Origin of the sequence: Planktophila warneckei (SeqCode), assembly GCF_965234675.1 — a bacterium.
GTDB classification, from domain to species: domain Bacteria; phylum Actinomycetota; class Actinomycetes; order Nanopelagicales; family Nanopelagicaceae; genus Planktophila; species Planktophila warneckei.
The window spans coordinates 1,205,429-1,231,424 of sequence record NZ_OZ248350.1; the positions used below are offsets into that span (position 1 = coordinate 1,205,429).

Annotated in this window: 23 protein-coding genes and 2 tRNA genes; 8 read left to right on the forward strand and 17 right to left on the reverse strand. The window is 46.1% G+C overall.

The features are described 5' to 3' along the window. Positions 1 to 86: 86 nt before the first annotated feature. The gene (gene ppc, locus AC8GFU_RS06270) at positions 87 to 2,795 is read left to right on the forward strand and encodes a phosphoenolpyruvate carboxylase (protein WP_506626288.1); all 2,709 of its coding nucleotides are present in this window, start codon (positions 87 to 89) and stop codon (positions 2,793 to 2,795) included. A gap of 19 nt (positions 2,796 to 2,814) precedes the next feature. On the opposite strand, the gene pth is transcribed toward ppc, so the two are convergent. The 10 genes from pth to rsmI all read right to left on the reverse strand — a co-directional run bounded on the left by pth (position 2,815) and on the right by rsmI (position 11,754). Continuing rightward, a complete protein-coding gene (gene pth / locus AC8GFU_RS06275) occupies positions 2,815 to 3,384 on the reverse strand; it encodes an aminoacyl-tRNA hydrolase (protein ID WP_506626289.1) in 570 nt (189 codons plus the stop codon). An 18-nt stretch (positions 3,385 to 3,402) separates the two neighbouring features. After that, the gene (locus AC8GFU_RS06280) at positions 3,403 to 4,014 is read right to left on the reverse strand and encodes a 50S ribosomal protein L25/general stress protein Ctc (protein WP_506626290.1); all 612 of its coding nucleotides are present in this window, start codon (positions 4,012 to 4,014) and stop codon (positions 3,403 to 3,405) included. Positions 4,015 to 4,151: 137 nt separating this feature from the next. Further along, a complete protein-coding gene (locus tag AC8GFU_RS06285; protein WP_506626291.1) occupies positions 4,152 to 5,132 on the reverse strand; it encodes a ribose-phosphate diphosphokinase in 981 nt (326 codons plus the stop codon). Positions 5,133 to 5,136: 4 nt separating this feature from the next. Beyond that, positions 5,137 to 6,507 (reverse strand): bifunctional UDP-N-acetylglucosamine diphosphorylase/glucosamine-1-phosphate N-acetyltransferase GlmU, encoded by a 1,371-nt coding sequence (gene glmU, locus AC8GFU_RS06290; protein ID WP_506627176.1) that lies wholly within the window; start codon positions 6,505 to 6,507, stop codon positions 5,137 to 5,139. A 64-nt stretch (positions 6,508 to 6,571) separates the two neighbouring features. Next, positions 6,572 to 6,646: transfer RNA gene (locus AC8GFU_RS06295), tRNA-Gln, on the reverse strand. Positions 6,647 to 6,707: 61 nt separating this feature from the next. Further along, positions 6,708 to 7,622 (reverse strand): 4-(cytidine 5'-diphospho)-2-C-methyl-D-erythritol kinase, encoded by a 915-nt coding sequence (locus AC8GFU_RS06300; protein WP_506626292.1) that lies wholly within the window; start codon positions 7,620 to 7,622, stop codon positions 6,708 to 6,710. 21 nt (positions 7,623 to 7,643) lie between these two features. Beyond that, positions 7,644 to 8,486, reverse strand: a complete 843-nt coding sequence (rsmA, locus tag AC8GFU_RS06305) for a 16S rRNA (adenine(1518)-N(6)/adenine(1519)-N(6))-dimethyltransferase RsmA (RefSeq protein ID WP_506626293.1) — start codon at positions 8,484 to 8,486, stop codon at positions 7,644 to 7,646. Further along, positions 8,483 to 9,343, reverse strand: coding sequence for a TatD family hydrolase (locus AC8GFU_RS06310; protein ID WP_506626294.1), 861 nt, complete (start codon positions 9,341 to 9,343; stop codon positions 8,483 to 8,485). The genes rsmA and AC8GFU_RS06310 overlap by 4 nt, the downstream gene beginning before the upstream one ends. A 3-nt stretch (positions 9,344 to 9,346) precedes the next feature. Continuing rightward, positions 9,347 to 10,915, reverse strand: a complete 1,569-nt coding sequence (metG, locus tag AC8GFU_RS06315; RefSeq protein WP_506626295.1) for a methionine--tRNA ligase — start codon at positions 10,913 to 10,915, stop codon at positions 9,347 to 9,349. Further along, positions 10,912 to 11,754: a 16S rRNA (cytidine(1402)-2'-O)-methyltransferase gene (rsmI, locus tag AC8GFU_RS06320; protein ID WP_506626296.1), complete on the reverse strand. Its 843-nt coding sequence runs from the start codon at positions 11,752 to 11,754 to the stop codon at positions 10,912 to 10,914. Before rsmI ends, metG begins: the two co-directional genes overlap by 4 nt. Positions 11,755 to 11,802: 48 nt before the next feature. Between rsmI and AC8GFU_RS06325 the strand changes: the two genes are divergently transcribed. Further along, positions 11,803 to 13,074, forward strand: a complete 1,272-nt coding sequence (locus AC8GFU_RS06325; protein WP_506626297.1) for a dolichyl-phosphate-mannose--protein mannosyltransferase — start codon at positions 11,803 to 11,805, stop codon at positions 13,072 to 13,074. On the opposite strand, the gene AC8GFU_RS06330 is transcribed toward AC8GFU_RS06325, so the two are convergent. The 3 genes from AC8GFU_RS06330 to AC8GFU_RS06340 are packed head-to-tail and all read right to left on the reverse strand — an operon-like array spanning position 13,075 to position 15,388. After that, positions 13,075 to 13,851 (reverse strand): SepX/GlpR family protein, encoded by a 777-nt coding sequence (locus AC8GFU_RS06330; protein WP_506626298.1) that lies wholly within the window; start codon positions 13,849 to 13,851, stop codon positions 13,075 to 13,077. Between the two features lie 48 nt (positions 13,852 to 13,899). Continuing rightward, positions 13,900 to 14,469: a GNAT family N-acetyltransferase gene (locus tag AC8GFU_RS06335; RefSeq protein ID WP_506626299.1), complete on the reverse strand. Its 570-nt coding sequence runs from the start codon at positions 14,467 to 14,469 to the stop codon at positions 13,900 to 13,902. Between the two features lie 4 nt (positions 14,470 to 14,473). Continuing rightward, the gene (locus AC8GFU_RS06340) at positions 14,474 to 15,388 is read right to left on the reverse strand and encodes a molybdopterin-binding protein (RefSeq protein WP_506626300.1); all 915 of its coding nucleotides are present in this window, start codon (positions 15,386 to 15,388) and stop codon (positions 14,474 to 14,476) included. A gap of 55 nt (positions 15,389 to 15,443) precedes the next feature. Here AC8GFU_RS06340 and AC8GFU_RS06345 point away from each other — a divergent pair, with 55 nt between their 5' ends. Then, on the forward strand, positions 15,444 to 15,986 hold the full coding sequence (locus AC8GFU_RS06345; protein WP_506626301.1) for a 5-formyltetrahydrofolate cyclo-ligase: 543 nt from the start codon (positions 15,444 to 15,446) through the stop codon (positions 15,984 to 15,986). Here the strand turns inward: AC8GFU_RS06345 and AC8GFU_RS06350 are convergent. From AC8GFU_RS06350 to AC8GFU_RS06360, 3 genes are read right to left on the reverse strand one after another with little or no spacing between them, the layout of a single operon-like run. After that, the gene (locus tag AC8GFU_RS06350; protein WP_506626302.1) at positions 15,976 to 17,121 is read right to left on the reverse strand and encodes an acyl-CoA dehydrogenase family protein; all 1,146 of its coding nucleotides are present in this window, start codon (positions 17,119 to 17,121) and stop codon (positions 15,976 to 15,978) included. The two genes, AC8GFU_RS06345 and AC8GFU_RS06350, sit on opposite strands and share 11 nt — an antisense overlap. Continuing rightward, positions 17,121 to 18,968: a bifunctional copper resistance protein CopD/cytochrome c oxidase assembly protein gene (locus AC8GFU_RS06355; RefSeq protein ID WP_506626303.1), complete on the reverse strand. Its 1,848-nt coding sequence runs from the start codon at positions 18,966 to 18,968 to the stop codon at positions 17,121 to 17,123. The genes AC8GFU_RS06350 and AC8GFU_RS06355 overlap by 1 nt, the downstream gene beginning before the upstream one ends. Further along, entirely contained in the window at positions 18,965 to 19,492 is a 528-nt protein-coding gene (locus AC8GFU_RS06360) for a copper resistance CopC family protein (protein ID WP_506626304.1), read from the reverse strand. The genes AC8GFU_RS06355 and AC8GFU_RS06360 overlap by 4 nt, the downstream gene beginning before the upstream one ends. 98 nt (positions 19,493 to 19,590) lie before the next feature. Here AC8GFU_RS06360 and AC8GFU_RS06365 point away from each other — a divergent pair, with 98 nt between their 5' ends. The 3 genes from AC8GFU_RS06365 to purU all read left to right on the forward strand — a co-directional run bounded on the left by AC8GFU_RS06365 (position 19,591) and on the right by purU (position 22,915). Further along, on the forward strand, positions 19,591 to 19,800 hold the full coding sequence (locus tag AC8GFU_RS06365) for an FmdB family zinc ribbon protein (RefSeq protein WP_506626305.1): 210 nt from the start codon (positions 19,591 to 19,593) through the stop codon (positions 19,798 to 19,800). A 150-nt stretch (positions 19,801 to 19,950) separates the two neighbouring features. Continuing rightward, a complete protein-coding gene (locus tag AC8GFU_RS06370; protein WP_506626306.1) occupies positions 19,951 to 22,056 on the forward strand; it encodes an MMPL family transporter in 2,106 nt (701 codons plus the stop codon). Between the two features lie 19 nt (positions 22,057 to 22,075). Beyond that, positions 22,076 to 22,915 carry a formyltetrahydrofolate deformylase gene (purU, locus tag AC8GFU_RS06375; RefSeq protein ID WP_506626307.1) on the forward strand — a complete coding sequence of 280 codons (840 nt, stop codon included), beginning with the start codon at positions 22,076 to 22,078 and terminating at the stop codon, positions 22,913 to 22,915. 11 nt (positions 22,916 to 22,926) lie between these two features. Here purU and AC8GFU_RS06380 read toward each other — a convergent pair. Next, positions 22,927 to 22,999 (reverse strand) — tRNA-Arg (locus tag AC8GFU_RS06380). A gap of 92 nt (positions 23,000 to 23,091) precedes the next feature. On the opposite strand from AC8GFU_RS06380, the gene AC8GFU_RS06385 reads away from it, so the two are divergent. Beyond that, complete coding sequence (locus AC8GFU_RS06385) at positions 23,092 to 24,315, forward strand: saccharopine dehydrogenase family protein (protein ID WP_506626308.1); 1,224 nt, start codon at positions 23,092 to 23,094, stop codon at positions 24,313 to 24,315. Then, positions 24,316 to 25,995, forward strand: coding sequence for a GMC family oxidoreductase N-terminal domain-containing protein (locus AC8GFU_RS06390; RefSeq protein ID WP_506626309.1), 1,680 nt, complete (start codon positions 24,316 to 24,318; stop codon positions 25,993 to 25,995). The last annotated feature ends 1 nt before the right edge of the window (position 25,996 follow it).

Sequence of the window (25,996 nt, forward strand, 5' to 3'; positions counted from 1 at the left end):
AGGCCCCAACTCCTAAGGGAGGGGGGCTTGATACCGCCAAGTGTAATTTGTTTTGCGCATCACCTGATACCTGAGAGGATTGCCCAATGAGCCAGAGCCCAATCGCAGCTGATGATGCAGGACTTCGCAGCGATGTGCGCCGCCTTGGTGATCTATTGGGTCAGACACTTGTTCGCCAAGAAGGTCCAGAGCTTCTAGCCTTGGTTGAAGAGGTACGCAAAGCTGTTCGTGAAGGATCAGGGGCGGAAATTCTCGCCAACCTTTCCATTGAAGATTCAGTGCAACTTGTACGCGCATTTAGTACCTATTTCCACTTAGCAAATGTTGCAGAACAGGTTCACCGCGCACGTGTTTTGGCAGAAGCTCGCGCAACTGGCGGATCATGGTTGGCACGCGCAGTTGATCGAATTGAAGAAGCGCTCAAGGCACAGACTCCAGGTCATGAATTAACAAAAGAAGAGATTGAACAATGGGTCAGCACAATGTCTGTGCGTCCAGTTTTCACCGCGCACCCAACAGAGGCAGCGCGACGTTCTGTTTTAAATAAATTAGGAAGCATTGCGGATTTACTTGATGATCCACGCAATCCATCGCAGCAGGATCGATTAGCTGAAACTATTGATTTGTTATGGCAAACAGATGAACTGCGTCTTGGTCGACCAGAGCCACTTGATGAAGCGCTTAACGCTTTGTATTACTTGGATGACCTATTTACTCAGACAGTTCCAGAAGTATTAAATGATTTTGCAAAAGAGATGAAGCGTATCGATGTCGAAGTTCCGATCACCGCCCGCCCACTGTCATTTGGAAACTGGATCGGCGGAGACCGCGATGGAAACCCAAACATCACCGCAGAGGTCACAACTGATGCCATGGTTTTACAGGTTGGCCACGCAATACGTGTAACTATCGCCGCAATGAACGCTTTGCGTCAGATGTTGTCTGTTTCCACCAAGATTGTTGGAGCAACTCCTGAACTTTCAGCATCAGTTGAAAAGGATTTAGCCAATATCCCTGAGTTTGAACCACGTTTCTTGCGTCTAAACGCTGAAGAGCCTTACCGTTTAAAGGCAACAGCGATCGTGCACCGTTTGGCATTTACTCGCGATCGCCATGCACAGGGTGCTGCGCATGTGCCAAACCGCGATTATGCAAACACAGCTGAACTGCTTGCAGACCTAGTTTTGATGCGTGATTCGCTACTTGCACATCGTGGAGAATTGATTGCTACAGGCTTACTTGAGCGCACTATTCGTACCGTGGCCGCATTTGGCATCAACCACGCAACGATGGATGTTCGTGAACATTCAGATGCTCATCACAATGTACTTAATCAAATTACTGGTGTTGATGGCTATCTTTCAAAATCCCATGATGAGAAGTTTGAAATTCTGACCAAGGTTTTGGCTGACTCAACTACCTTTAATACCTCGGGTTTAGATGCTTTAGGCAAGAAAACTTTAGATACCTTTGTAGCAATTAATGATTTGATTGATCGCTTTGGACCAGAAGCAATTGAGACCTACATCGTTTCGATGACTAAGGGCGCTGATGATTTAGTTGCAGCCGTTGTGATCGCCCAACATGCAGGTCTTGTTTCGCTAAAGGAGAAGAAGGCGCGTATTGGTTTCGCGCCACTTCTAGAGACAGTTGCAGAACTTCGTGCTGCTGGTGAAATTTTAGAAAAGCTTTTAAGTAATCCTGCATACCGTGAAGTTGTTTCACTTCGCGGAAATACGCAAGAGATCATGCTTGGTTATTCAGACTCTAATAAGGATGCAGGAATCGCAACCAGTCAGTGGGAGATCCACCGTGCACAGCGATCATTGCGCGATGTTGCAATGAAGTATGGCGTAAAGCTTTGTTTGTTCCATGGTCGTGGTGGTTCAGTTGGTCGCGGTGGCGGACCGACATATGAAGCATTAATCGCATTGCCGTGGGGTTCTGTTGATGGTCAGATCAAGATGACAGAACAAGGCGAAGTAATCAGCGATAAGTACGCACTTGCCTCACTTGCTCGCGAAAATGTTGAATTAACCCTTGCTGCATCATTGGAAGCAACTGTGCTTAACCGTGGACCACGCCAAACACCTGCAGAGCTTGCTGCGTGGGGCGATTGCATGCAGTTGCTCAGTGATGCTTCCTTCAAGCAGTATCGATCATTGATCGAGCAACCAGATCTTCCTGCCTACTTCTATGCCTCAACACCTGTTGAGCAACTTGGAAACCTCTTCTTGGGATCACGTCCATCACGTCGCCCAGATGCATCCAGTGGCCTTGATTCACTGCGTGCGATTCCTTGGGTATTTGGTTGGACGCAATCACGTCAGATCGTGCCTGGTTGGTTTGGTGTGGGTTCAGGCCTTAAGGCTGCACGCGAGGCTGGCCATTCAGATTTGCTACAGCAGATGCTCAAAGATTGGCACTTCTTCACAACATTTATCAGCAACGTTGAAATGACATTAGCAAAGACAGATCTTGCAATGGCAAAGCGTTACGTTGACACACTTGTTCCTGCAGAACTTCATCACTTCTTAGATGAGATTCAAGCAGAGTTTGATTTAACAGTTGCAGAGATTTTGAAGTTAACTAACAAGCAGAGCTTGCTGGGAGATCAAGAGATTTTGGCTCGTACCTTGCAGGTTCGCGATGCTTATCTATCACCGATTCAGTTATTGCAGATTAACCTTTTGAAGCGTGTACGTGAAGCTGGCGATTCAGCTGATCCTGTTTTGCAACGTGCTTTGCTATTAACAATCAATGGTGTTGCAGCAGGTCTTCGTAATACTGGCTGATTTAGCTATTCTGGTTTGTTTAGCTGTTATGGGCCGATTGTGTTGCTTCTAAACCCTTTGTAATCAGTGATTCAACAACATCTGCACCGCGATCAATAAAATCACCGAGTGATTTTTGCTCTTCTTTTGAAAACGCTTTTAATACAAAATCTGCAGGATCCTGTTGTCCCATAGGACGACCAATTCCTAAGCGAACACGGTAATAATCAGGGCCACCAAAAGCAGAAGTCATTGATTTCAAACCATTATGGCCATTGTCTCCGCCAGCGATCTTTGTGCGAATCGCTGCAAATGGAATATCTAACTCATCATGTAAGGCAATGATCTTTGCCGGTTCGACTGAATAAAAATTAGCTAAAGCTTTAATCGGGCCGCCAGTTTCATTCATGTAGCTCTTTGATTTAGCAATAATTACTGAATGTTCACCCGCCTGTAATTTAAAGGCGGCGATATCTGTACGGGATTTATGTGTTGAAAGTTTTACTGAATGGCGACGAGCTAACTCATCGATCACCATCTGGCCGATGTTATGACGGGTGGCAGCGTATTTATCTCCTGGATTACCCAGGCCCACTACCAACCACGTCATAACAACAAAGCCTACGGGTTAAGCGTCCTTCTTCTCTGCATCTGCAGCAGGTGCTGCTTCTGCTGCTGGAGCAGCTGCTTCTTCTGCTGCTGCAGTTGCCTTCTCAGACAAGTGAACAACGATTGTCTTTGGATCTGATTCAAGTTCAACACCTGCTGGCAACTTCACATCTGATGCGTATCGTGAAGTACCTGATGCAAGACCTTGGATGTCTACCTCTAGGAAGCTTGGGATAGCAGATGCGTCAACGCGTACATCGATTGTGTTGTGTACGTGCTCAAGAATTCCATCACGATCATGCTCGCCAACTGTGTGAACCGGAACTGAAACAACAACCTTCTCGCCACGACGAACCAAAACTAGGTCAACGTGCTCAAGGATCTGCTTTAGGAAGTCGCGAACAATCACCTTTGGAAGTGTTAGCTCATTCTTGCCATCAATTGTGATGTCCAAAAGAACGTTTGACTGCTTTAGCGCAACGCCAAGTTCCTTTGCAGGAAGAGTGATGTGAAGAGGCTTCTCTCCGTGACCATAGATAACTGCAGGAACTAAACCATCGCGACGTGCACGACGTGATGCGCCCTTACCAAATTCAGTACGAGTGGTTCCGACGATCTTTACTTCTGCCATGAAAAAACTCCTGTCATCTCAGTAATACATGAGTCTGACAGGAGTTGGATACCTTGCCGTCGATAACGGTTCCGATTGAAACCCTCGCCAGAATGGTTGAAGTGTATGAGATTAGGGAGAAAGCGCCAAATCCCCGCTTAGGAGTGACCATCAAACAGGCTGGTAACCGATCCATCTTCAAATACTTCGCGGATTGCGCGACCAAGAAGTGGAGCGATTGAAAGAACTGTCAGATTGTCGAACTTCTGATCTTCAGAAATTGGAAGCGTATTTGTAATAACAACTTCTGATGCACGGCTGGCTTTTAGTCGATCAACCGCTGGACCACTAAATACAGCATGTGTTGCAGCAATGATTACATCAGCAGCACCTGCATCAAAGAGTGCGTCCACTGCCTTTGTAATTGTTCCGGCTGTATCGATCATGTCATCGATAACTACACATGTCTGACCAACAACATCTCCGACTACACGACCTGTTGTTGATTCATTAGGAATGCGTGGGTCACGGGTCTTGTGAATAAATGCGATTGGGCATCCACCGAGAAGATCTGACCAACGCTCCGCAACGCGAACACGACCTGAGTCAGGAGAAACAATTGTTAAGCGTGTGCGATCAACCTTGCTGCCAACATAGTTTGCAAGCATTGGAAGAGCGAATAAGTGATCTACTGGACCATCAAAGAAACCTTGGATTTGCGAGGTGTGAAGATCTACTGACATTAAACGATCTGCGCCAGCTGTCTTGAAAAGATCTGCCATCAAGCGAGCTGTAATTGGTTCACGACCACGGCTCTTCTTATCTTGACGTGCGTAACCATAAAAAGGTGTAACCACTGTGATGCGCTTTGCAGATGCGCGCTTCAGAGCATCAACCATGATGAGTTGTTCCATGATCTGCTTGTTAACAGGGTTTGTGTGGCTTTGAATTACAAATGCATCGCAACCGCGAACTGATTCTTCGAAGCGCACAAAGATCTCACCATTTGCAAAGTCATATGCTGACATTGGTGTTAGCGGGATGCCGAGTTCGGTAGCGACCTCTTCAGCTAGTTCGGGAAATCCGCGGCCTGCAAATAGGCGCAATCTCTTTTCAGAAGATAAACGGATCTCGCTCATGTATCTAGCCCTTCTTATTGCTTGCTTCGGCGGCTTGTGCGGACTTCGTATGTGCGCGCTTGCGCAGAACCCAATCTAATACATTTCTCTGCTTTGCTCGGCCAACGCCAATCGCGCCTGCCGGAACATCTTCAGTAATGACAGAACCAGCGGCTGTATATGCGCCATCTCCAATATTTACTGGGGCTACAAGCATTGAATCACTGCCGATTCGGACATGATCTCCGACAGTTGTGTGGTGCTTTTCAACGCCATCGTAATTAACAAAGATTGTTGCAGCGCCGATATTGCTGCCTTCTCCGATAGTTGCATCTCCGACATATGAAAGATGTGGAACCTTTGAACCTGTTCCGACAACTGCGTTCTTCATTTCAACAAATGCGCCAGCCTTTGTTGAATCGCCGAGCTGTGTGCCAGCACGTAAATATGTGAATGGACCAACTGATGCGCCTTCACCGATGATGGTTTCGGTCGCAATTGATTCCAGAACTGAGGCGCCTTCTTTAACGAGGCAATCAGTCAAGGTTGAGCGAGGTCCAATAACAGCGCTTGTGGCTACCTTTGTTGAACCAAGTAATGCAGTTCCTGGATGGAGTGTTACATCATTTGAAAGTTCGACCGTTGAATCAATCCAGGTAGTTGTCGGATCGATGATAGTTACGCCGGCACGCATCCACTGATCGTTAATGCGATCGCGAAGCATTGCGGCGCTTTCAGCTAACTGGACGCGATCGTTAACGCCTAGGGTTTCAGTGAAATCATCGATCATGATCGCTGCAATTGATTCGCCAGCAGATTTTAGAATTCCAATAACATCAGTTAGATAAAGCTCGCCTTGGGCATTTGCATTGGTTAACTGTCCAATTGAAGCCGCTAGCTTTTCGCCATCAAATGCGTACACACCACTGTTAATTTCAAAGATGAACTTTTCATCATCTGTTGCATCTTTTTCTTCAACGATGCGAAGTAGTTCGTCGCTGTCATCTCGGATGATGCGACCGTAACCAGTTGGATCTGGATGCTCAGCTGTTAATACGGAGGCTGCAAACTTTCCTGCTGCATGTGCTGCAACAAACTGCGCCAATGAATCACCAGATAACAGTGGAGTATCTCCGGCAAGAACTAGAACGGTGCCTTTAGGTGCGTTGCCTGCGAGCGCTAACTGCGCAGCATGTCCTGTACCACCGCGGTGTTCCTGAAAAACAGTTGTTGCCTTAGGAGCGATCTGTGCGATGTGCGCTTCAACCGCTTCGCGACCTGAGCCGACAACGATGCGCACTTCATTAGGTGAAAGATGGTGAACTGCGTGCAGTACATGTCCAAGTAGCGAACGACCTGCAACGCTGTGAAGTACCTTGGGAGTTGCCGACTTCATACGTGTGCCTTCACCTGCGGCGAGGACGATCACGGTTTGTACGGTCACGAGTGAAGTCTATCGGTGGCTCCGCCACCAGGTATCGATCCTGGACCCTGGGCTTCAAAGGCCCATGTGCTAGCCACTACACAATGGCGGAACGCATATTCTCCCTCATAAATGGTGGTGCTGACGACCATCGCCCCTGAATTAACGAGGGATTACGAGATTACTTTCGCCCCTGCCACAGGGCCATACGCCCGTACAACGCTGCCTACTACCCCACTAGAGGTCAGAGCGACCGTTAAATCAAGGCCTGCTTCTTCATCTGCAACTAAAAATGCAACTGTTGGACCTGAGCCAGAAACGATTGCACCAAGGGCTCCGTACTCCTGACCTACATCCAGAACTAAACGAAGTGCTGGACGCAATGAACATGCAGCGGGTTGAAGATCATTTACAAGTGCTGCACCAACGGCAGCAGAATCGGCGGCAAGAAGTGCCTGCATTAATCCTTCATGAGTTTGTGGTTCAACAATTTCAAGTTCTGCACGCAAGCGATCGCATTCGGCGTACACAGCAGGTGTTGATAATCCGTGAGTGCTTAATGCAAGTACCCAGTGATAGGTGCCTCTAGAAAGTGCGGCCGTTAATTGATCTCCGTGACCACGACCGATTGCTGTTCCACCACTGAGCATGAATGGAACATCGCTTCCAATTTGTGAAGCGATTTCGGTCATCTCATCACGGGTCATTCCCAGTGAATACAAGTAATCGATGCCAACGATTGTTGCTGCCGCATCTGCGCTACCGCCTGCCATTCCCCCAGCAACCGGAATAGATTTCTTAATTTCAATATGCGCATCAACAACTAGGTCATACTCTTTTGAAATGAGCGCAACCGCTTTTGCCGCCAAATTATTCGCATCTGCCGGCACGCCATGTGTTTGATCACCAGAGATCGCAATAGTTAAACCCGCACCAGGTTCAGCTAATTTGATTGTTAAATCATCAAAGATTGAAATAGCTTGAAAAACTGAAACTAGGTTGTGGTACCCATCTGCTTCTTTAGGACCGACAGATAATTGAAGGTTGACCTTTGCAGGTACGCGCACGGTCACACTCTTTACTGGCATGTCGCGACCCTATAACTGCAATTAGAAAATGTCAGGTGCAACGGCTGCAATCTTGCAAAAAGATTCAACTTGCAGAGCTTCGCCGCGAAGTGTTGGGTCAATACCTGCTTTTACCAATATCTCTTCAGCTGCAGATGATGAGCCATACAGGCTAGAAAGTGCTGATCGCAGCATCTTTCGGCGCTGGGCAAAGGCTGCATCGATGATTGTGAAAACCTTCTCGCGCATATCTTCGCTGCCCGCAGTTTCGCGTCGGGTAAATCCAACTAACTTTGAATCAACATTAGGAGCGGGCCAAAAAATTGAACGTGAAACAGTTCCCACATTCTTAACATCTGCCCACCAAGCAGCTTTAACGCTCGGAATTCCGTACTCCTTGCCGCCCGGTTTTGCCGCTAAGCGATCTGCAACTTCTGCTTGAACCATGACAACACCGGTACGGATTGAAGGAAACCTTTCAAGCAGGTGAAGAAGTACTGGAACTGAAACGTTGTACGGCAAATTTGCAACAAGTACCGTTGGCTGCATTGGCAGATCATTAACCGCTAATGCATCTTTGTTGATTACCGTTAAGTTTTCTGGATGATCAAAGTGATCGGCAACTGTCAGTGGAAGTTGTTGTGCCAAGCGTGGATCAATTTCTACCGCCACAACTGATTTAGCAATTTCCAACATCGCAAGGGTTAGCGATCCAAGCCCTGGTCCAATTTCAAGTGCGATGTCATCTGCTGTAACACCTGCGGTGCGTACGATCTTGGTACATACATTTGAATCAATCACAAAGTTTTGGCCTAAGGACTTTGAGGGCTTTAAATCTAACTTCGCTGCAAGTTCGCGGATCTGTGCCGCACCTAGCAATGTCATGGTGCAAATGACCCAAATACTCGTTCAGCGTTATTGCTAAGCGCTGTTGCAAGTTCTGCTAAATCTTGATTGCGCTCCGTTGCCATGGCTCGCACGATATTTGCGATCTGCGCTGGTGTATTGCCAGCGCCGCGATGAGGAGCAGGTGCCAAGAATGGTGAATCTGTTTCAACCAACAGTTGATCGATTGGAACAAGTTTTACCGCATCACGTAAAGCTGGAGCATTCTTAAAGGTCAAAGTGCCGGCAAAGGACAGGATGTAGCCACGTTCAATACAAATCTTCGCCATATCAACATCGCCGGAAAAGCAGTGAAAGACGGTCTTTTCGGGGGCACCAACTTCAAGTAGCACTGATAAAACATCATCATGTGAATCACGATCATGGATCACAAGTGCTTTATTGGTCTTCTTCGCTAATTCAATGTGCCACTTAAAGGAATCCTGCTGGCGCTTGCGCAGTTCTGGCAGGGTGCGGAAGTAATCCAAACCGGTTTCACCAATTGCACGAACACGTGGATGTTGTGCCAGCTCCTCAATAATTCTTAAATCTGCATCAAGATCAGGCACAACTGGTGCTTCATTAGGGTGCAATGCAACTGCAGCTAGTACTGATGTGTTCCATTTTTCTGCCGCCGCAACACACCACTTGGATTGTTCTGCTGAATAACCAACTTGGACGATGCGATCTACATTTACAGATTTGGCTTCGGCAATTACATCAGCAACCTCTTGTGAATCAAAGGCTGCATCGGTAACGATCTCCATATGAGCATGTGCATCAACTGTTGGAACCGGAAGTGGCTCTGGCAGTGGTGCGCGAGGTCGATCGATATCGCGGTTGTGGCGATCAGCCATGTGTTACGAAGCAGGAGTTTCTAGACGAGGAAACAAAACTGGAGTCTTGGTAACAGTTGCACCTTGAGGTAACTGTCCCCAGGTTGCAACATCTGAAATCTTTTGCGCCGATAAATCACCAAGTGCTGCTTGTGCACCAAGGCTCTGCCACAAGATTTCACAGGTGTGTGGCATGACTGGATGCAGCAAAACAGCAAGTGCGCGAAGTGATTCAGCGGTGTTGTACAAAACCTCTTCAAGTACAGCTTGGTTTGCAGGATCTTTTGCAAGAATCCAAGGCTCTTTTATAGTTACATAACCATTTACCTGCTTGCAGAAATCCATAATCGCCATAATGCCGCCTTGGAAATCAAGTGCGCACATTGCAGCATCTGCCTTTGCAACAGTTTCTTTCAGTGCATCTTCTAGGCCAGCATCATGGCTAACCGCTGGAAGTGAGCCTGCGCAGTACTTTTCAACCATTGCAGCACTTCGTGAAGCTAGGTTTCCAAAGTCATTTGCTAACTCTGATGTATATCGAGCGCTCATGTCTTCCCATGAAAAAGAACCGTCTGTTCCAAATGGAATCGCACGTAGGAAGTAGTAACGGAATGCATCGATTCCAAAGTGATCGGTGATGTCCTTAGGAGCAATACCTGTCAACTTGCTCTTACTCATCTTTTCGCCGCCGACTAACAACCAACCATGTGCAAAAACCTTCTTCGGAACTTCTAGGCCTGCAGCCATTAACATCGCTGGCCAAATAACAGCGTGGAAACGCAAAATATCTTTTCCTACTAAGTGGACATCTGCTGGCCATGTTTGCGCAAACTTCTTGCCACCTTCTGAATCAGGTGCATCAGTTAATCCAACAGCGGTTGCATAGTTGAGAAGTGCATCAAACCAAACATATACAACCTGATCTGTATCCCACGGAACTGGAATACCCCAATCAAATGTTGAACGAGAAATCGAAAGATCTGAAACTCCACCTTCAAGAAATGACACAACCTCATTGCGCGCACTTTCAGGCTGACATGCATCTGGATTATTTTTGTAATGTGCAAGTAATGGTTCCACAAAAGCAGAAAGCTTGAAGAACCAGTTGTTCTCATTTACTAACTCAATTGGCTTGCTGTGAATCGGACAGCACTTAGCTCCATCGATATCAATCAAATCTCCAGGAAGCTTGAACTCTTCACAACCAACGCAGTAAGGACCTTCGTACTTACCTGCATAAATATGGCCAGAATCTTTAAGTGATTGTAAAAACTTTTGAACCCGCTCTGTGTGACGCTTTTCTGTGGTGCGGATGAAATCATCATTAGCGATATTGAGATGTTCCCAATTTGGCTTCCACGCTTCTTGAACTAACTTGTCGACCCACGCTTGAGGTGCAACATTGTTTTGCTCCGCGGTACGCATAACTTTCTGACCGTGCTCATCTGTTCCCGTTAAGAACCAGACTGATTCACCTTTTTGACGGTGCCAACGGGTGAGAACATCGCCGGCAACGGTTGTGTAGGCATGCCCAATATGAGGGGCATCGTTGACGTAATAGATCGGCGTCGTTAGGTAGAAAGACTTAGTCACTGACTCATCTTATTCGCATCAACGACTGCGGCATAAACGAGGCGCTTTGAGATGCCAAATTCATCGGCAACAGTTGCAATCGCTGACTTTCGATCCATTCCAGCGGCCTCAAATTCACGAACTCTGCCCACCATATCTGCAGCGGTCAGCGAGGCTGAATCCGTAACAGCACCTGCAATGACAAGAGTGATCTCACCAAGAATTTCATTGGAATCAGCCCACGCAGAAAGTTCGCTTAATGATCCACGAATTGTTTCTTCATATCGCTTTGTCATTTCGCGGCAGATGGCACCACGACGATCTGTACCGAAAACATTCACCGCATCTTTAAGCGAATCACTTAGACGATGTGGAGCTTCAAAGAAAACCATCGTGCGCTCTTCAAAGCGAAGCTTTTCAAATGTTGCAAGACGCGCTCCTGCAGTGCGAGGAGGAAAACCTTCAAAGGAAAAACGATCTGTCGGTAACCCAGATAGCGCAACTGACATAGTGACCGCACTTGGTCCTGGAATCACTGAGACTTCGATTCCTTCAGCGATTGCATCGCGCATCAAACGAAAACCGGGATCACTAATTGTTGGCATTCCGGCATCTGACACAACCAGAACAGTTGCACCGCTCTTTAGTTCAGCAATTAATTCGCGGGTTCGGTCCTCTTCATTGCCTTCGAAGAAGGAAAGTACTTTGGCTGTGAAAGTCACTTCGATATCTGCGCACAAACGATGAAAACGGCGTGAATCTTCAGCCGCGATAATTGATGCTGATTCAATTGCGCTCTTTAATCGAGTGCTGGCATCACCGGGATTTCCCAATGGAGTAGCTGCCAAGATGAGCGTCATGGGCTAATCCTCTCAGTAATTTGTGTCATTCGCGCATACTCTTGTCCCATGGCAGCCATCGCACCCTTAGTGATCGCAGTGATCTCCTTTGTGTTGCGCATATTTAATCTGGGCACACCAAAGGGATTTGTATTTGATGAGGTCTATTACGTTGATGGGGCCCGAGATCTTCTGAAATATGGTGTTGAAGTTGATGGTGCTAAACCAGAATTCATCGTGCATCCCCCGGTCGGCAAATGGCTTATAGCAAGCGGAATTAGGCTCTTTGGAGACAATGAGTTTGGCTGGCGTTTTGCTTCAGCGGTCATTGGAACATTGTTGATATTGGTCTTTGCCCGTTTGATCCATGTTTTGTTTTATTCACCATTTTTAACTGCGCTGGGTGCCGCGTTGATCTCTGTCGATGGTTTGCTCTTAGTTCATTCCCGCACAGCACTATTAGATCTATTTTTAACCTTCTTCACACTTGTCGGCGTATTGCTGTGGCATCGCAATCGGCATTGGTGGGCTGGCCTTGCATTTGGTTTAGCTCTTGGTTGCAAGTGGAGCGCTGTTTACTTTGTTGCAATCATTGCAATAATTTCCTTGTATCGAATCTTGGTAAATCATGATGTTAGAGATACTTTTACATTAGTTGCAAAAAAGTTTGCGCAATATGGTTTATTGCCAATCGCTGTTTACATCTTGACCTGGACCGGTTGGTTTATCTCTGATCGTGGCTGGGATCGTCAATGGTCAGCAAATCCATTTGTTTCGTGGTTGCACTACCACCAAGAGATGCTTAACTTTCATACAGGTTTAACTGAAAAGCATCCTTACCAAGCAAATCCTTGGAGCTGGTTAGTGATGGGTAGACCAACCTCGTTTTTCTATGCAACACCTAAAGATTGTGGTGCAAAGGATTGCGCACAAGAAGTTCTGGCTTTGGGAACCCCACTGTTGTGGTGGATTGGATGTATTGCGTTAGCAGTTGTAATTGGCTATTGGATTAAATCTTTGGCAGCTCGCACAAGTGATTCAGCTGCAAATATCGTTGTTCTCGGAATCGCTGCAGGGTATTTACCGTGGTTTGCGATGCAGCAACGCACCGTTTTTTCTTTCTACGCAATCATTATTGAACCATTTATGATTCTTGCAATTGTTTATTGTGCAAAGTTGATGCTGGATAGTCACTTAAAGGCCGGTGTATCTCAGGCGATTGTTGCTGGCGTATTTACCCTTGTACTGCTTTGCTTCCTGTTCTTTTTACCTTTATTTACAGGGCAGGCAATGACATATGAAGATTGGCACCTTCGTATGTGGTTTGAATCCTGGATTTAATTATTCGTTAGCGGCGCGAGCTTGGTTAAGACGCTCAACCGCTTCATCAGCTAGCTGCTGATCAAAGATTTCATCACGTGATGGTGATGCAGCGGCCAGCGCTTCGCGCTCAAGACGCTCTTGCTCTTCGCTCCACTGTCCCGGAATCGTTAAATCAATAACACGCTTAGGAACTACAGCTTTAGGTGCATTTACATATGTTGGAACAGGAACTTCAGTTGGTTGCCATTCATTGCGCATAGCTGCAGAACCCTTAGGCAAAATAACTACACCTTTGAGTTCGCGCTCTGACAATGGAATCCAATGTTCAGTTGATGGCTTGGGCTGAATAACTTCAGCCAAATTAGTTGCAGAAACACCTGAGCTACGTCGGTGCAGTTGAGTTACACGACGCTTTTGAAGTTGTTCAGTAATTACATGTCGACGTACATTTGCGATGTAGATCAACATTCCTGATGCTGGAACTAATGCATACATAAATGGCATTGATTTCATAACTCCACCTACAACTGTTGTGACAAGTGAGAATGCAATTAATAGAAATGTAAGTCGGCGACGTAACAAGCTTTGGCGAATCTTTGCTTCGCGATCTAAATCAATATGAATTGCTCCGCCAGAAGTTGAATCCTGCGGTGATTGATTTGCTACAACACGAAGTGCGCTCTTGAAACGTTCAACTGATTTTCCAGAAAATTCATTTCGGTCATGGATCCAACGGGGTGCGAAATAAGCGACCCACATACCGATGATCGCAATATAAATAAGTCCCGAAGCCATGATGGGTAAATCTTAAGGAAGGGGTGATGTTTTCTTGGGATTTAAGCGCTACTTGATCGCGGAATTTTCCTTCACAAAACAGATGTGATCACGCCATTGGCCATCGATATGCAGGTACCGAGGACGTTCGCCTTCAAAAACATAACCCGCTTTTTCAGCAACCCGTCGAGAGGATGCATTCTCAGGTCTCAGATTTATCTCGACTCTGTGCAGCTTTAGCTCATCAAAGGCATACTGAGTAAGCATTTCAACAGCTTTTGTCGTGTACCCGCGGTTGGCAAAGTTTCGATCGATCCAATATCCAATGTGGCCACCACGCATCGCTCCGTAAATGATTCCACCCAGGGAAATCTGCCCGATCAGATTTTTGCCCTGCCAGATGGCAAATGACATGGACCGGCCGTTGCGGGCTTCATGATTGAGAATCTTTACCATCTCAAAGAAGGAAGGGAGCTCTTTGTAGCTTTCTGCGCTAATGGGCGGGATCGTTGCTTCCCACGGCGATAACCACTCGCGGTTTTCTGTGCGCACACGATTCCATTGCACTCGATCTCGAAAACGAAGAGGTCTTAGATAAATCTCATTGTCCTGTAAAACAACGGGCCAACGATTGTTCATGAAACTAGATGTAACGACGCTCTAGAACGACAACAGTTACCTGATCTCCGGTCTTCAGCGAAGTTTCACCTTCGGAGATTGCAATAAAGGCGTTTGCATCAGACAAGGTTGATTGCTCATCTTGATTAGCAAGTGGAGTCACAGATTTTCCATCCTCAGCCAAAATTGCTCGGATATAGGAACGCATTCCGGTCGCAGATTCAATCGGCTTTTCTAGCGCCGCTTTAACCGATGGGCGATGAATGGTTGATGCACCAAGCATTGTGCGGATCATTGGGCGAACAAAGAGTTCAAAGGAAATATATGAAGCGATTGGATCTCCCGGAAGCGTCACGACCGGAACCTTGTCAGGGCCAATTGTGCCGAAGTTGTGACGGCCACTTGCCTCAATCGCCATATCAACGGTGGTGATCTCGCCAAGTCCTGAAAGTGTTCGGGTGATCAAATCAAATGAATCATCGTGACGTTCGCCGCTGATAATTATTAAATCTGCGCGCACTAATTGATCTTCAATTACCTTTTGAAGCTGAGCTTCATCATCTGGAATTGAGTGAACACGATATGCAACTGCTCCGACTTCACGAACTGCAGTTGTTAGCAACCAAGAGTTAGTTTCATACTCATCGCTTGCATTCTTAAGCGGCTGCCCTGGTTCAACTAAATCAGGTCCAGCAGAAAGCACAACTACGCGCGGATGCGGACGGGTTGGAAGATGATCGCGGCCAATTGATGCTGCTAATCCAATTTGGGTAGAACGAATGCGTGCTCCTGCTTTGAGAACTAAACGATCACCCGCATAAATATCTTCGGCAAGGGTTGCGCCATGAGCATCCAAAAGCGGCATCTCAAATGGTTCAAGGGGTTTGCAGATGGCGAGTAAGGAGGTTAGAAACTCATCTACCCGTGTGTGTTCTGACATAATCGAACCCTACTTGTTGAACAGTTTGATCTTTGGGATTTAGCGGGAGATTTAAATGACAGATCAAAAAAGCGCGTTACGTGATCGAGCCCGCCGCGAACGCCAGCAAAAGTTCATTTCCTGTAACTTCAACGTGATTCTTAAAGCTCCAGAAATTGCAGCTGCATCGACGATCGCTTCCTATGTTTCATATGAGTTTGAGCCAAGCACCACAGAGATCAATGAAGCCTTTTTGCGAGATGGAAAGCTTCTTGTTTTGCCTCGAATAAATGGCCAACATCTTGAATGGGTTAAGTGGGATGGAGATCCAGAAAAGTTAGTGACTAAGAAAAAGATTTCGGAACCAATCGGTCCGGCACTTGAAGATCTATCCAGTATCGGAGCGATTGTTGTTCCAGCGTTACGAATTGATCAATCTGGTTATCGTTTAGGACAAGGCGGTGGCTATTACGACCGTGCGTTGCCACATTTAAACGCCTGGAAAATTGGCTTGGTGTACGCCGGTGAACTCAATAGCGAAGCGTTGCCACATGAAGCACATGACATCCCATTGGATGCTGCAGCTTCACCTTCGATTGTTGTGCGCTTTAACCGTTAAGTAAGTTACGCGCCATAACAATGCGCTGAATCTGATTAGTACCCTCGTAAATTTGAGTTAACTTCACATCGCGCATCATGCGTTCAACCGGATAATCAGTCACATAGCCATAGCCACCAAGCACCTGAATAGCATCTTCAGTTACCTTCATGGCGATATCGCTTGCAAAACACTTGCTAGCAGCTGAGAAGAAGCGCAGGTCTCGTTCACCATTTTCGCTTTTAACCGCCGCTGAATATGTAAGCAATCGAGCAGCTTCAATATTCATTGCCATATCTGCCAACATAAATTGAACAGCTTGGAAATCAAAGATTGGCTTTCCAAATTGATGGCGTTCGTGCGCATACTTTGTTGCAACATCAAATGCACCTTGAGCAATTCCGAGTGCCTGTGCAGCAATAGTTATACGGGTGTGATCAAGGGTGTTCATAGCAAGTGCAAAACCTTGACCAACTTCGCTGATGCGACGATCATCACCGAGTTCAACATTGTCGAAATAAACTTCACGAGTTGGCGAACCGCGCATACCCATCTTCTTTTCAGGTGCGCCAAATGAAACTCCAGGATCTGATTTTTCAACTACAAAAGCTGTGATGCCCTTTGAGCCTAGGGATGCATCCCCTTGTGCAATTACTGAATAAAACTCTGATTCACCAGCATTTGTAATCCACTTTTTACTTCCGTTAAGAACCCAACCATCGCCTTTGCGCTCAACCTTTGTGCGCAATGCAGATGCATCTGAACCGGCTTCGGACTCTGATAGACAGTATGAGAAGCCTTCACCCTTCACTAAACGGGGTAACCAGCGCTTCTTTTGCTCATCATTTCCACCAAGGATCAATGGAACTGAACCTAATTTGTTAACAGCTGGAATGAGAGATGAAGAACCACATGCGCGTGCGACCTCTTCGATAATCAAAACAGTTGCTAATGCATCTGCACCGTCACCACCGAACTCGGCTGGTACATGTGCTGCATACAAACCATTCTTTACAAGTGCGTTCTTAGCCTCTTGCGGAAAACGATGTTCTTCATCAACTGCTTGAGCATGAGGCGCAATCTCTTTTTCTGCTAAAGCGCGCACGCTTGCCCGAAGCTCTTTGTATTCAGACGGTAGGTCAAATAAATTTTCCATTAGGACTCATTCTTATCGCGTTGTGCCAGCTCTTGTAAATACTGATTGTAGTTAGCTAGATCATCTGGTTGCCCCATGGCCGCTTGGCGCGCTGTATTTCGATCAATTCGCTTAGCTTCACGGGTGTCATCACGAAGCCAATTGATGAATGTCGCAACCAGTGCGATCAAAATAGGGATTTCTCCCATTGACCAACCGATTGCACCACCGAGTTTTTGATCACCTAATAAATCTGTGAGCCAAGGAGTTCGAAGTGAAGCAAAGTAACCTTGATCGATCAATGTCGTCGTAGACATTAGTGCAACTGAGAAAAATGCGTGGATGCTCATTGCGGCGAATAAAACAACCATCTGAACTAAGTGTGGAATCTTGCGTGGATTTGGATCTACGCCAATAATCACAAAGAAGAATAGGAATCCAGCTGCAAGGAAATGTAAGTTCATAATCAAATGACCGATGTGGCTTTGCATCAAATCTGCAAACAAATTAGTGAAGTACAGACCAAACAGCGAGCCATCAAAAATCAAAAGGGCAACAATTGGATTTGTGTAGAAAATTCCAATCTTTGAATGAAGCGCAGCCAAAAGTGAGCCTCGCACGCCGCGTTCAGCGCTAGTGCGACCCTGCGGAAGCGTTCGCAGAGCAAGGGTCATCGGTGCACTTAACACTAGGAAAATTGGCGCAATCATTCCCAAAAGCATGTGCGCCATCATGTGATACGAAAATGAAAAGTGTGCATACAAACCTAAACCACCACTTGTTGCAAAATCTGTGACAGCTATTCCAATTGCAAATGAAACGGTGCGACCTACTGGCCACTTGTCTCCACGTTTAGTTAAAACCATGACGCCCTTTACATACAGCGCAACCATCGTGATCAAGATTCCGATCATCAGAGCATCTGGTTCATAGCTCCACAAGATTCTTGAAAGGTCAGGCTTTGGTGGTGTTGCAATTCCAACTACCGCCAGAGCAGGATCAAACTTTTGCAACCCTGGTCGATCAGGAGAACCAGTTGATGAAAGCCATGAACCCATCGCAACTGTTACGACCATAATGATCGCTTCTGTTGATAGTAGCTTTGCAAAACCAATCCAATTGATTGCAGCTTTCTTTTCAAGGTTTTTGCGATGAAGGTAACCCAAACCAACCAGAGCAATCGTTGCAATAACCTTTGCAATAACTATGTAGGCATATGTTGAGCTCCATGCAGCAGCGAAATTTAGACGTGCCCAGGCATTAACAGCACCACTAATAACTACTGCAATCGCTGACCACAGAGCTAATTGACTAAATCTAGGCACAGCGATGGGACGATCGGTCTGTGACAACATCGCAATTGCCAGAATTCCACCGACCCACATTGATAATCCAACAACGTGAATAACTAATGAGCCAATGACTAGTGAGTGCGATCCGCTTGATGCTGCGTGGCTTTGAAAAACTGGAGCCACTAATCCAACGATTGAAATAATAAGCAAGGTAATCAGGGAAAGAATTTTGTTCGCTCTAAATGCACTGATAAGAACACTGGCGGCAATGACTACTTGAAATGCCATGTACTGGCCCAATGTTATTTGGGTAATAAATGAGCGAATCACCGTTGCATCCAGTGCCACTGACAACGATGAATTCAAAATCTGTGCAAGGGTGAAAATAATCGAACCGATAGAGCCGATAAACCATGTTGCTGAGGCGCACTTTAGAAAGGTGCGGAGTTTTTCACCTGAGGTTGATAGCTTTCCTTCTTCGTCGAGAAGCAAAAAAGCCATGGCAAGCAATGAACCGATAGTTGCAAAGGCGCCTAGGAGCGAAAGAAATTTAAAACTTACTGCAAGAAAATTCATCGCTCAGAGAATAATTTGCGTGCGTATAGTGACAATCCAACGGTTACGAAGACAGCCAGAACTAGTAGCAAGATTACAAAAACATTTGTTCCCCAACTGCTACTTGCAGGTGTCTGTTGCTCAGATGGCTGAGGTGTTGGTTCAGTCGGAGAAATGCTGCTTGGTGCCATGTACTTAAAAGTAAAACTTCCTTCAAGCGGAGCATCACCTTCGGAAGCAAGATAGTAAGCAACTGTATAAATTCCAGTTTCAGTTAATGGTTTAACACCAACAGTTGCACTCATATCGGTAATAGTGATAGTTCCATCATCAACGCGAACACCGTTGGGATCTGTAACTGTGATTGAAGTGGCATCAGGTGCATCTGCTAACAAAGTAACTTGACCAGTAACTGTCACATTCGTAGGTGAAACCGACAAAGTGGAGCCGCTAATTGGATTAGTGCTCACCAAAGTATTTGCAGAGGCTGAACTAACCCCCAAAACAGCTAGAAGGAGAACACCTGCGACACGGAAACGGATCACAACTACCTTTCACAAGCGCTTGGGAAGCGCCTCAATTCGCTCCTATCGTCTCACTTCTTTACACTTACTGCCTAGCCTTAATTCGATTGGAGCCTGTGATGCCTACATATCAATATGCATGTAACGCATGCGGCCACGAGTTTGAGGCGATTCAATCCTTTTCTGATGCCTCGCTCACCGAATGCCCTGAGTGCAAAGGTGAGATCCGAAAGGTTTACACCGCTGTGGGAGTTGTTTTTAAGGGTTCCGGGTTTTATAAAACTGATTCAGCAAAGACCGCACCGGCAGCGACGCCGAAAGCTGATTAATTCTCGTGGTGAGGCGGCTTGTCTGACTTCATCTCTTCTTCGCGCCTAGCTTGCTCGGCGGCGGCTTCAGGATCGATCTCATCTGAAGTTACGTTAGGAAAGAGATCGCTCATGCAGGTAATTCTACATCGTTAAAGGAAAGAGCAGATCATGTTTGAGAAGTTGGGCCACATACTAGTTAAGCGTCGCAAGAGCGCCGTGATTCTCTTTATCGTTGGAATCTTGGTTGCAGGTGGTGTTGGTTCAATGGTTTTCAATCGCCTCGATTCAGGTGGCTACTCAAATCCAAATAGTGATTCATACAAGGTTTATGAGTACTTGAAGGATGAACTAAAGCTTTCAGATCCTGCGGTTGTCATCGTGGTTGATGCCGGACAGACAGATGTCACAGATCCCGTTGTAACGCAAAAGGCGCTTGCTCTTGAAGCAAAGATTGCGAAAGAAAAAGATGTAACAAAAACACTTTCTTTCTGGAGTTCTGGGCAACAACCAACATTTAAATCAAGTGATGGAAAAGCTGCGTACATTTTGGTTTATGGAACAGGTGAAGCATTTACTCCAAAGAGCCAAGAGCTCGGTGCTTTTTTCCAAAAGAATTACGATGGCGAATATGATGGTTTAACTCTTTACGCCGGTGGAGTTGGTGTTATCGGGCATGCAATCACTGAAAAGATTTCAAAGGATCTAACTATCTCTGAAGCGATTTCAATTCCGCTGACCTTTATTTTGCTGGCCTTTGTTTTCGGCGCAATGGTTGCATCAGCGATGCCTTTAATCGTAGGAGTCGCAGCCATCTTGGGCGCTTTCTTTATTCTTTTCTTATTTACCTTATTTACAGATGTCAGTATTTACGCCCTGAATCTAACGACAGGTATGGGCCTTGGTCTTGGAATCGATTACGCACTTCTTATTGTTAACCGCTTCCGTGAAGAGCTACATCATGGAAAGAGTGTTGAGGATTCAGTTGTAAACACCATGGCAACTGCCGGAAAGACTGTTTTCTATTCAGGATTAACCGTTCTAGTTACCTTGTTCTCACTGACTTTCTTCCCGCTTCCATTCCTTAAGTCTTTTGGTTATGCAGGAGTATCCGTTGTTGCACTTGCGGTAGTTGGCGCACTGTTTGGTTTGCCACCAATTCTTGCTTTAGTTGGAAATAAAATTGATAAAGGCGTGATTCGTAAATCAGCAATTACACCTAAGGAAGATGGCCGTTGGGCACAGACCGCACGCATGGTCATGAAGCGTCCAACAGCCGTTGTAGTTCTTTCACTTGTGATTCTTGGAATTCTTGCTGCACCAATTACAAACATTAAGTTTTCACAAGGTGATTCACGTATGTTGCCTGCTAGCAATAAGGCAGCGATTGCAACAGCTCTTCAGGCAGAACGCTTTCCGGGTCAAACAGGAAATCCAATTGAAATCATCATTCGCAATGGTTCTGACAAGTTAGACCAAATCAATGCATACGCCGAGAAGGTTGGACTGCAAGATGGAATCGTGGCGGTTGTTCCACCTGTGACTATTGGTAAAGATGTCCGCGTAGTTGCATATCAAGAAATGTTGCCTCGAACTCCAGAAGCGCAGAAGTTAATTCACACGATTCGAGATATTCCTGCACCTGATGGAACTTTGATTGGCGGAGTTGCAGCTGATTACACAGATTCACAAGATGGAATTTCAGCGACATTGCCATGGGCACTTGGCTGGATCATTTTGAGTGTTCTTGTATTGATCTTTATCTTTACCGGTTCAATCATCTTGCCGATTAAGGCAGTAATCCTTAACTTCTTGTCGTTGGGCGCAACTATGGGAGCGCTTACTTGGGTATTCATTGATGGTCACCTGCAATGGCTAGTCGGTTCATTTACGTTGACAGGAACTTTAGATACATCAATCGTTATCTTGATTGCCGTTGTTGTGTTTGGTTTATCTATGGACTACGAGTTGTTCTTGTTGTCTCGTATTCGAGAAGAACACCTTGCTGGTAAATCAAATGTTGAATCAGTGGCGGTAGGGCTACAACGATCTGCTCGAATCATTACCGCAGCGGCAGTTCTACTTGCTGTTGTGTTCGCCGCATTTATTACAAGCGGTGTTACATCAATCAAGTCGATGGGCTTTGGTGTGGCACTTGCTGTAATCCTGGATGCATCGATCGTCCGCGGTCTACTGGTGCCGGCACTTATGCGTTTATTTGGTGAGCGCAACTGGTGGGCACCTAAGTGGATGCAGCGATTTACTCTGCACCACTAAGTTCGCGTACCCTAAGCACATGGATCTAATCGCTTCCCTGCAATGTGCAGATCAGCCTGGCATCGTTCATGCGATGACTTCAGCTGTCCTTGCCTGCGGTGGAAACATTATTGAGAACCAACAGTTCACAGATCCAACGACAAATACCTTTGTGATGCGTACCCGATTTGAGAGTTCTCAGGGTATTGAAGGTGCAAACAAGAGCCTGAATGAGGGTTTATCAAAGTTCAATCCTTCTCTACATATTCGACCAACAGCGCAAAAGCCTCGCGCACTTGTCATGGTGACAAAAGAAAGTCATTGCCTGCGTGATCTCTTGTACCTTGAAGAACTTGGCGAGCTCAACATTGAAATCCCGCTAGTTATTTCAAACCGCGAAGATCTACGTGGACTTGTCGAATCCCATGGAATTAAGTTTCTCTGTCTTCCAATTACGACAGATACAAAGGCCAGCCAAGAATCTGAAATCTTAAAAAAGATTGATGAACTAAAAATCAACTTTGTCGTCCTTGCTCGCTATATGCAAATCATGTCTGAAGATTTCTGCAACAAACTGCCTGGAAAAATAATCAACATTCATCACTCCTTCTTGCCGGGCTTCAAAGGTGCAAAGCCATATCACCAGGCACATGACCGTGGCGTAAAGATCATCGGAGCTTCAGCGCACTTTGTCACTACAGATTTAGATGAAGGACCAATCATCGAGCAAGATGTTGCTCATGTGACCCACGTTGCATCTCCAGAGGAGTTAATTGCAATTGGTCGCGATATCGAGCGACGTGTTCTTGCAAAGGCTGTGAAGTTCTATGCAGATGACAAAGTTTTTATTGTTGGAAAGCGCACCGTAGTTTTTTCTTAACTTTAATTGTGTGTCCCCGGCGGGAGTTGAACCTGCGACCTACCGCTTAGGAGGCGGTTGCTCTATCCACTGAGCTACGGGGACTTTCACACCAAAGGTGCTTGGCAAAGGTTAGCGGTATAGATAACCTTCCCTTGAATCCACGTTGGATTTGAAAACGAACCGAAAGGCCAACCATGAGAGCGCTCGTTATCGGCGCAGGCGGAGTTGGCAGTGCAATCGCAAATATCGCATCACACAAGTCATTTATCACTGAATTAGTTATCGCTGATTACGATGCTTCAAAGGCGCACGCTGTCACCCAGAAAATCCAAGACCCTCGATTTACATCAGTGGAGGTGGATGCCGGCGATCTGGTGGCTCTCGAAGGATTGATCAAGAAGGTCAATCCCGACGTGGTAATCAACGCAGTAGATCCACGTTTTGTAATGCAGATCTTTACCGCTGCACAAAATACAGGCGTTAACTACATAGATATGGCGATGTCTCTTTCTAAGGCACACCCAACTGATCCATTCCATAAAACCGGTGTCATGCTGGGTGATGAACAATTTGCTCAAGCTGCTGCTTGGGAGAAAAACGACAAGTACGCACTTATCGGAATCGGTATCGAGCCAGGTATGAGCGATATTTTTGCTCGGTATGCCCAAGATTATTTATTCAGCGAAATTGATGCTGTAACTATTTTGGATGGTTCCAACTTAACTGTTGATGGATACGACTTCGCGCCATCATTTTCAATCTGGACCACAATTGAAGAATGCTTGAACGCTCCTTTGTTGTGGGACAACGGCAAGTGGCACACATCGGAACCATTTTCAGGTGGGGTTGTTTTTGATTTCCCAGAAGGAATTGGCCCAGTTGAGTGTGTAGATGTTGAACACGAAGAAGTTGTTCTGATTCCTAAAAAGGTTAAAGCGAACCATGTTTCATTTAAGTATGGACTCGGGGCTGATTTCATCAACACCTTGAAAACTATTCACGCACTTGGTTTATCCAAAAAGGAAAAGGTTAATTACCGTGGAATGGAGATTGCTCCACGTGATTTCTTAGCCTCACTGCTTCCAGATCCTGCAAAGATTGGTCCGCTTATGCACGGTAAGACTTGTGCAGGCGCACATATCAAGGGTCTTGATAAAGAAGGAAAGCCCTACGCCTGTTACATCTATAACGTTGTAGATAATCAATGGTCCATGGATAACTACGGTGATCAAGCTGTTGTATGGCAGACGGCGATTAACCCCGTTATTGCTATGGAATTGATTGCAAATGGCACATGGAAGCCTCGTGGTGTTGTTGGTCCTGAATGGATGGAACCGAAGCCATTCTTGGATTTAATCGAGCAATACGGAAGTAGCTGGCAAATTCGCGATGAAGATCCAGCGGGTTTGGCGTTGTAAATGGCTAAACGCACATTCGATGTCGTAGTGATCGGATCCGGTTTTGGTGGTTCGGTCTCTGCGCTTCGATTGCGCGAAAAAGGTTATTCCGTTGCAGTACTTGAAGCCGGGCGCAGATTTAAAGATAAGGATTTTCCTAAAACTTCATGGAGACTTAATAAGTTTCTCTTTGCCCCAGCTTTAGGTTTGTACGGAATCCAACGTATCCATGTTCTTCCAGATGTTTTGATTTTGTGTGGTGCAGGTGTTGGTGGCGGATCATTGGTTTACGCCAACACTTTGTACCAACCTGGTGATGCCTACTTCAATGACAAGCAGTGGGCAGCAATTACTGATTGGAAGAAAGAGTTAGAGCCTTGGTTTGATCAAGCACGCCGCATGTTAGGTGTTACCGAAAATCCATACTTTTCTAACAGCGATAAGGCGATGAAGGATGTTGCCGATGAGATGGGCGTTGGGCACACATTTCAAATGGCACCCCTTGGTGTCTTCTTCGGTGAAGGAAAAGGTGTAGTTGCAAAGGATCCATTCTTTGGTGGTGTCGGCCCAGATCGACATGGTTGCCAGCAATGTGGTGCATGTATGACTGGATGTAAGTTCAACGCTAAAAACACTTTGCCTAAGAATTACTTGGGACTTGCAGAATCAGCTGGCGCACAAGTATTTCCAATGACAACTGCAACAAAGCTTGAACAACTAGACAATGGCGACTGGAAGATTACAACGAAGAAAACCTCTGATCCCTTTGGTTCAAAAGGTGATGTCTTTTATGCGAAAGAACTCATAATTTCCGCCGGTGCATACAACACCCAAAAACTTCTGCACAAAATGAAGGATTCAATGGTTTTGCCAAAGCTTTCTGATCGCCTGGGTGATTTGTCTAGAACGAATAGTGAGGCGCTAACCGGAGCAATCATGGCTGATGCATCCATTAATTTCAGCGAGGGAAGTGCGATCACATCATCATTTTTCCCAGATGAGCACACGCATATCGAACCTGTTCGTTATGGCAAGGGCAGCAATTTAATGGGGCTACTGCAAACTCTGATGACCGATGGTTACACATCGAAGGAGCGACGTAAGCAGTGGTGGAAGATATTTATTGCTAAGCCATCGTCACTTAAGAAGATTATGGATGTTCGCAAGTGGAGTGAAAGAACAGTTATCGCTTTAACTATGCAAAATGTTGATTCATTCATCACCGTTCGACCAAAGAGATCCTGGTTTGGATGGCATCTGACATCTACAAATGATCCAGAGCATCCCAACGCAACCTATATTCCGGCAGCAAATGAGGTTGTAAAGAGAGTCGCAGAAAAACATGGCGGCGTCGGTGCAGGCCATGTCGGAGATTTAATTGATGCACCATTTACCGCTCACTTTGTTGGCGGCTGTGTTATCGGTGAAGATCAAAACAAAGGCGTAATCGATCCGTATCACCGAGTATGGAACTATCCAACGCTACATATTGTTGATGGATCTACGATCACCGCAAATCTTGGAGTAAATCCTTCATTAACAATCACCGCTCAAGCAGAACGTGCCTTATCGTTGTGGCCAAATAAGGGTGAGGCAGATCCGCGTCCTCTTCAAGGTCAGGCATATAAAGCCCTCTCCCCTGTTGCACCGCACGCACCATTTGTTCCGCAAGGAGCACACGGTGAACTTCGAATTGGTTAGG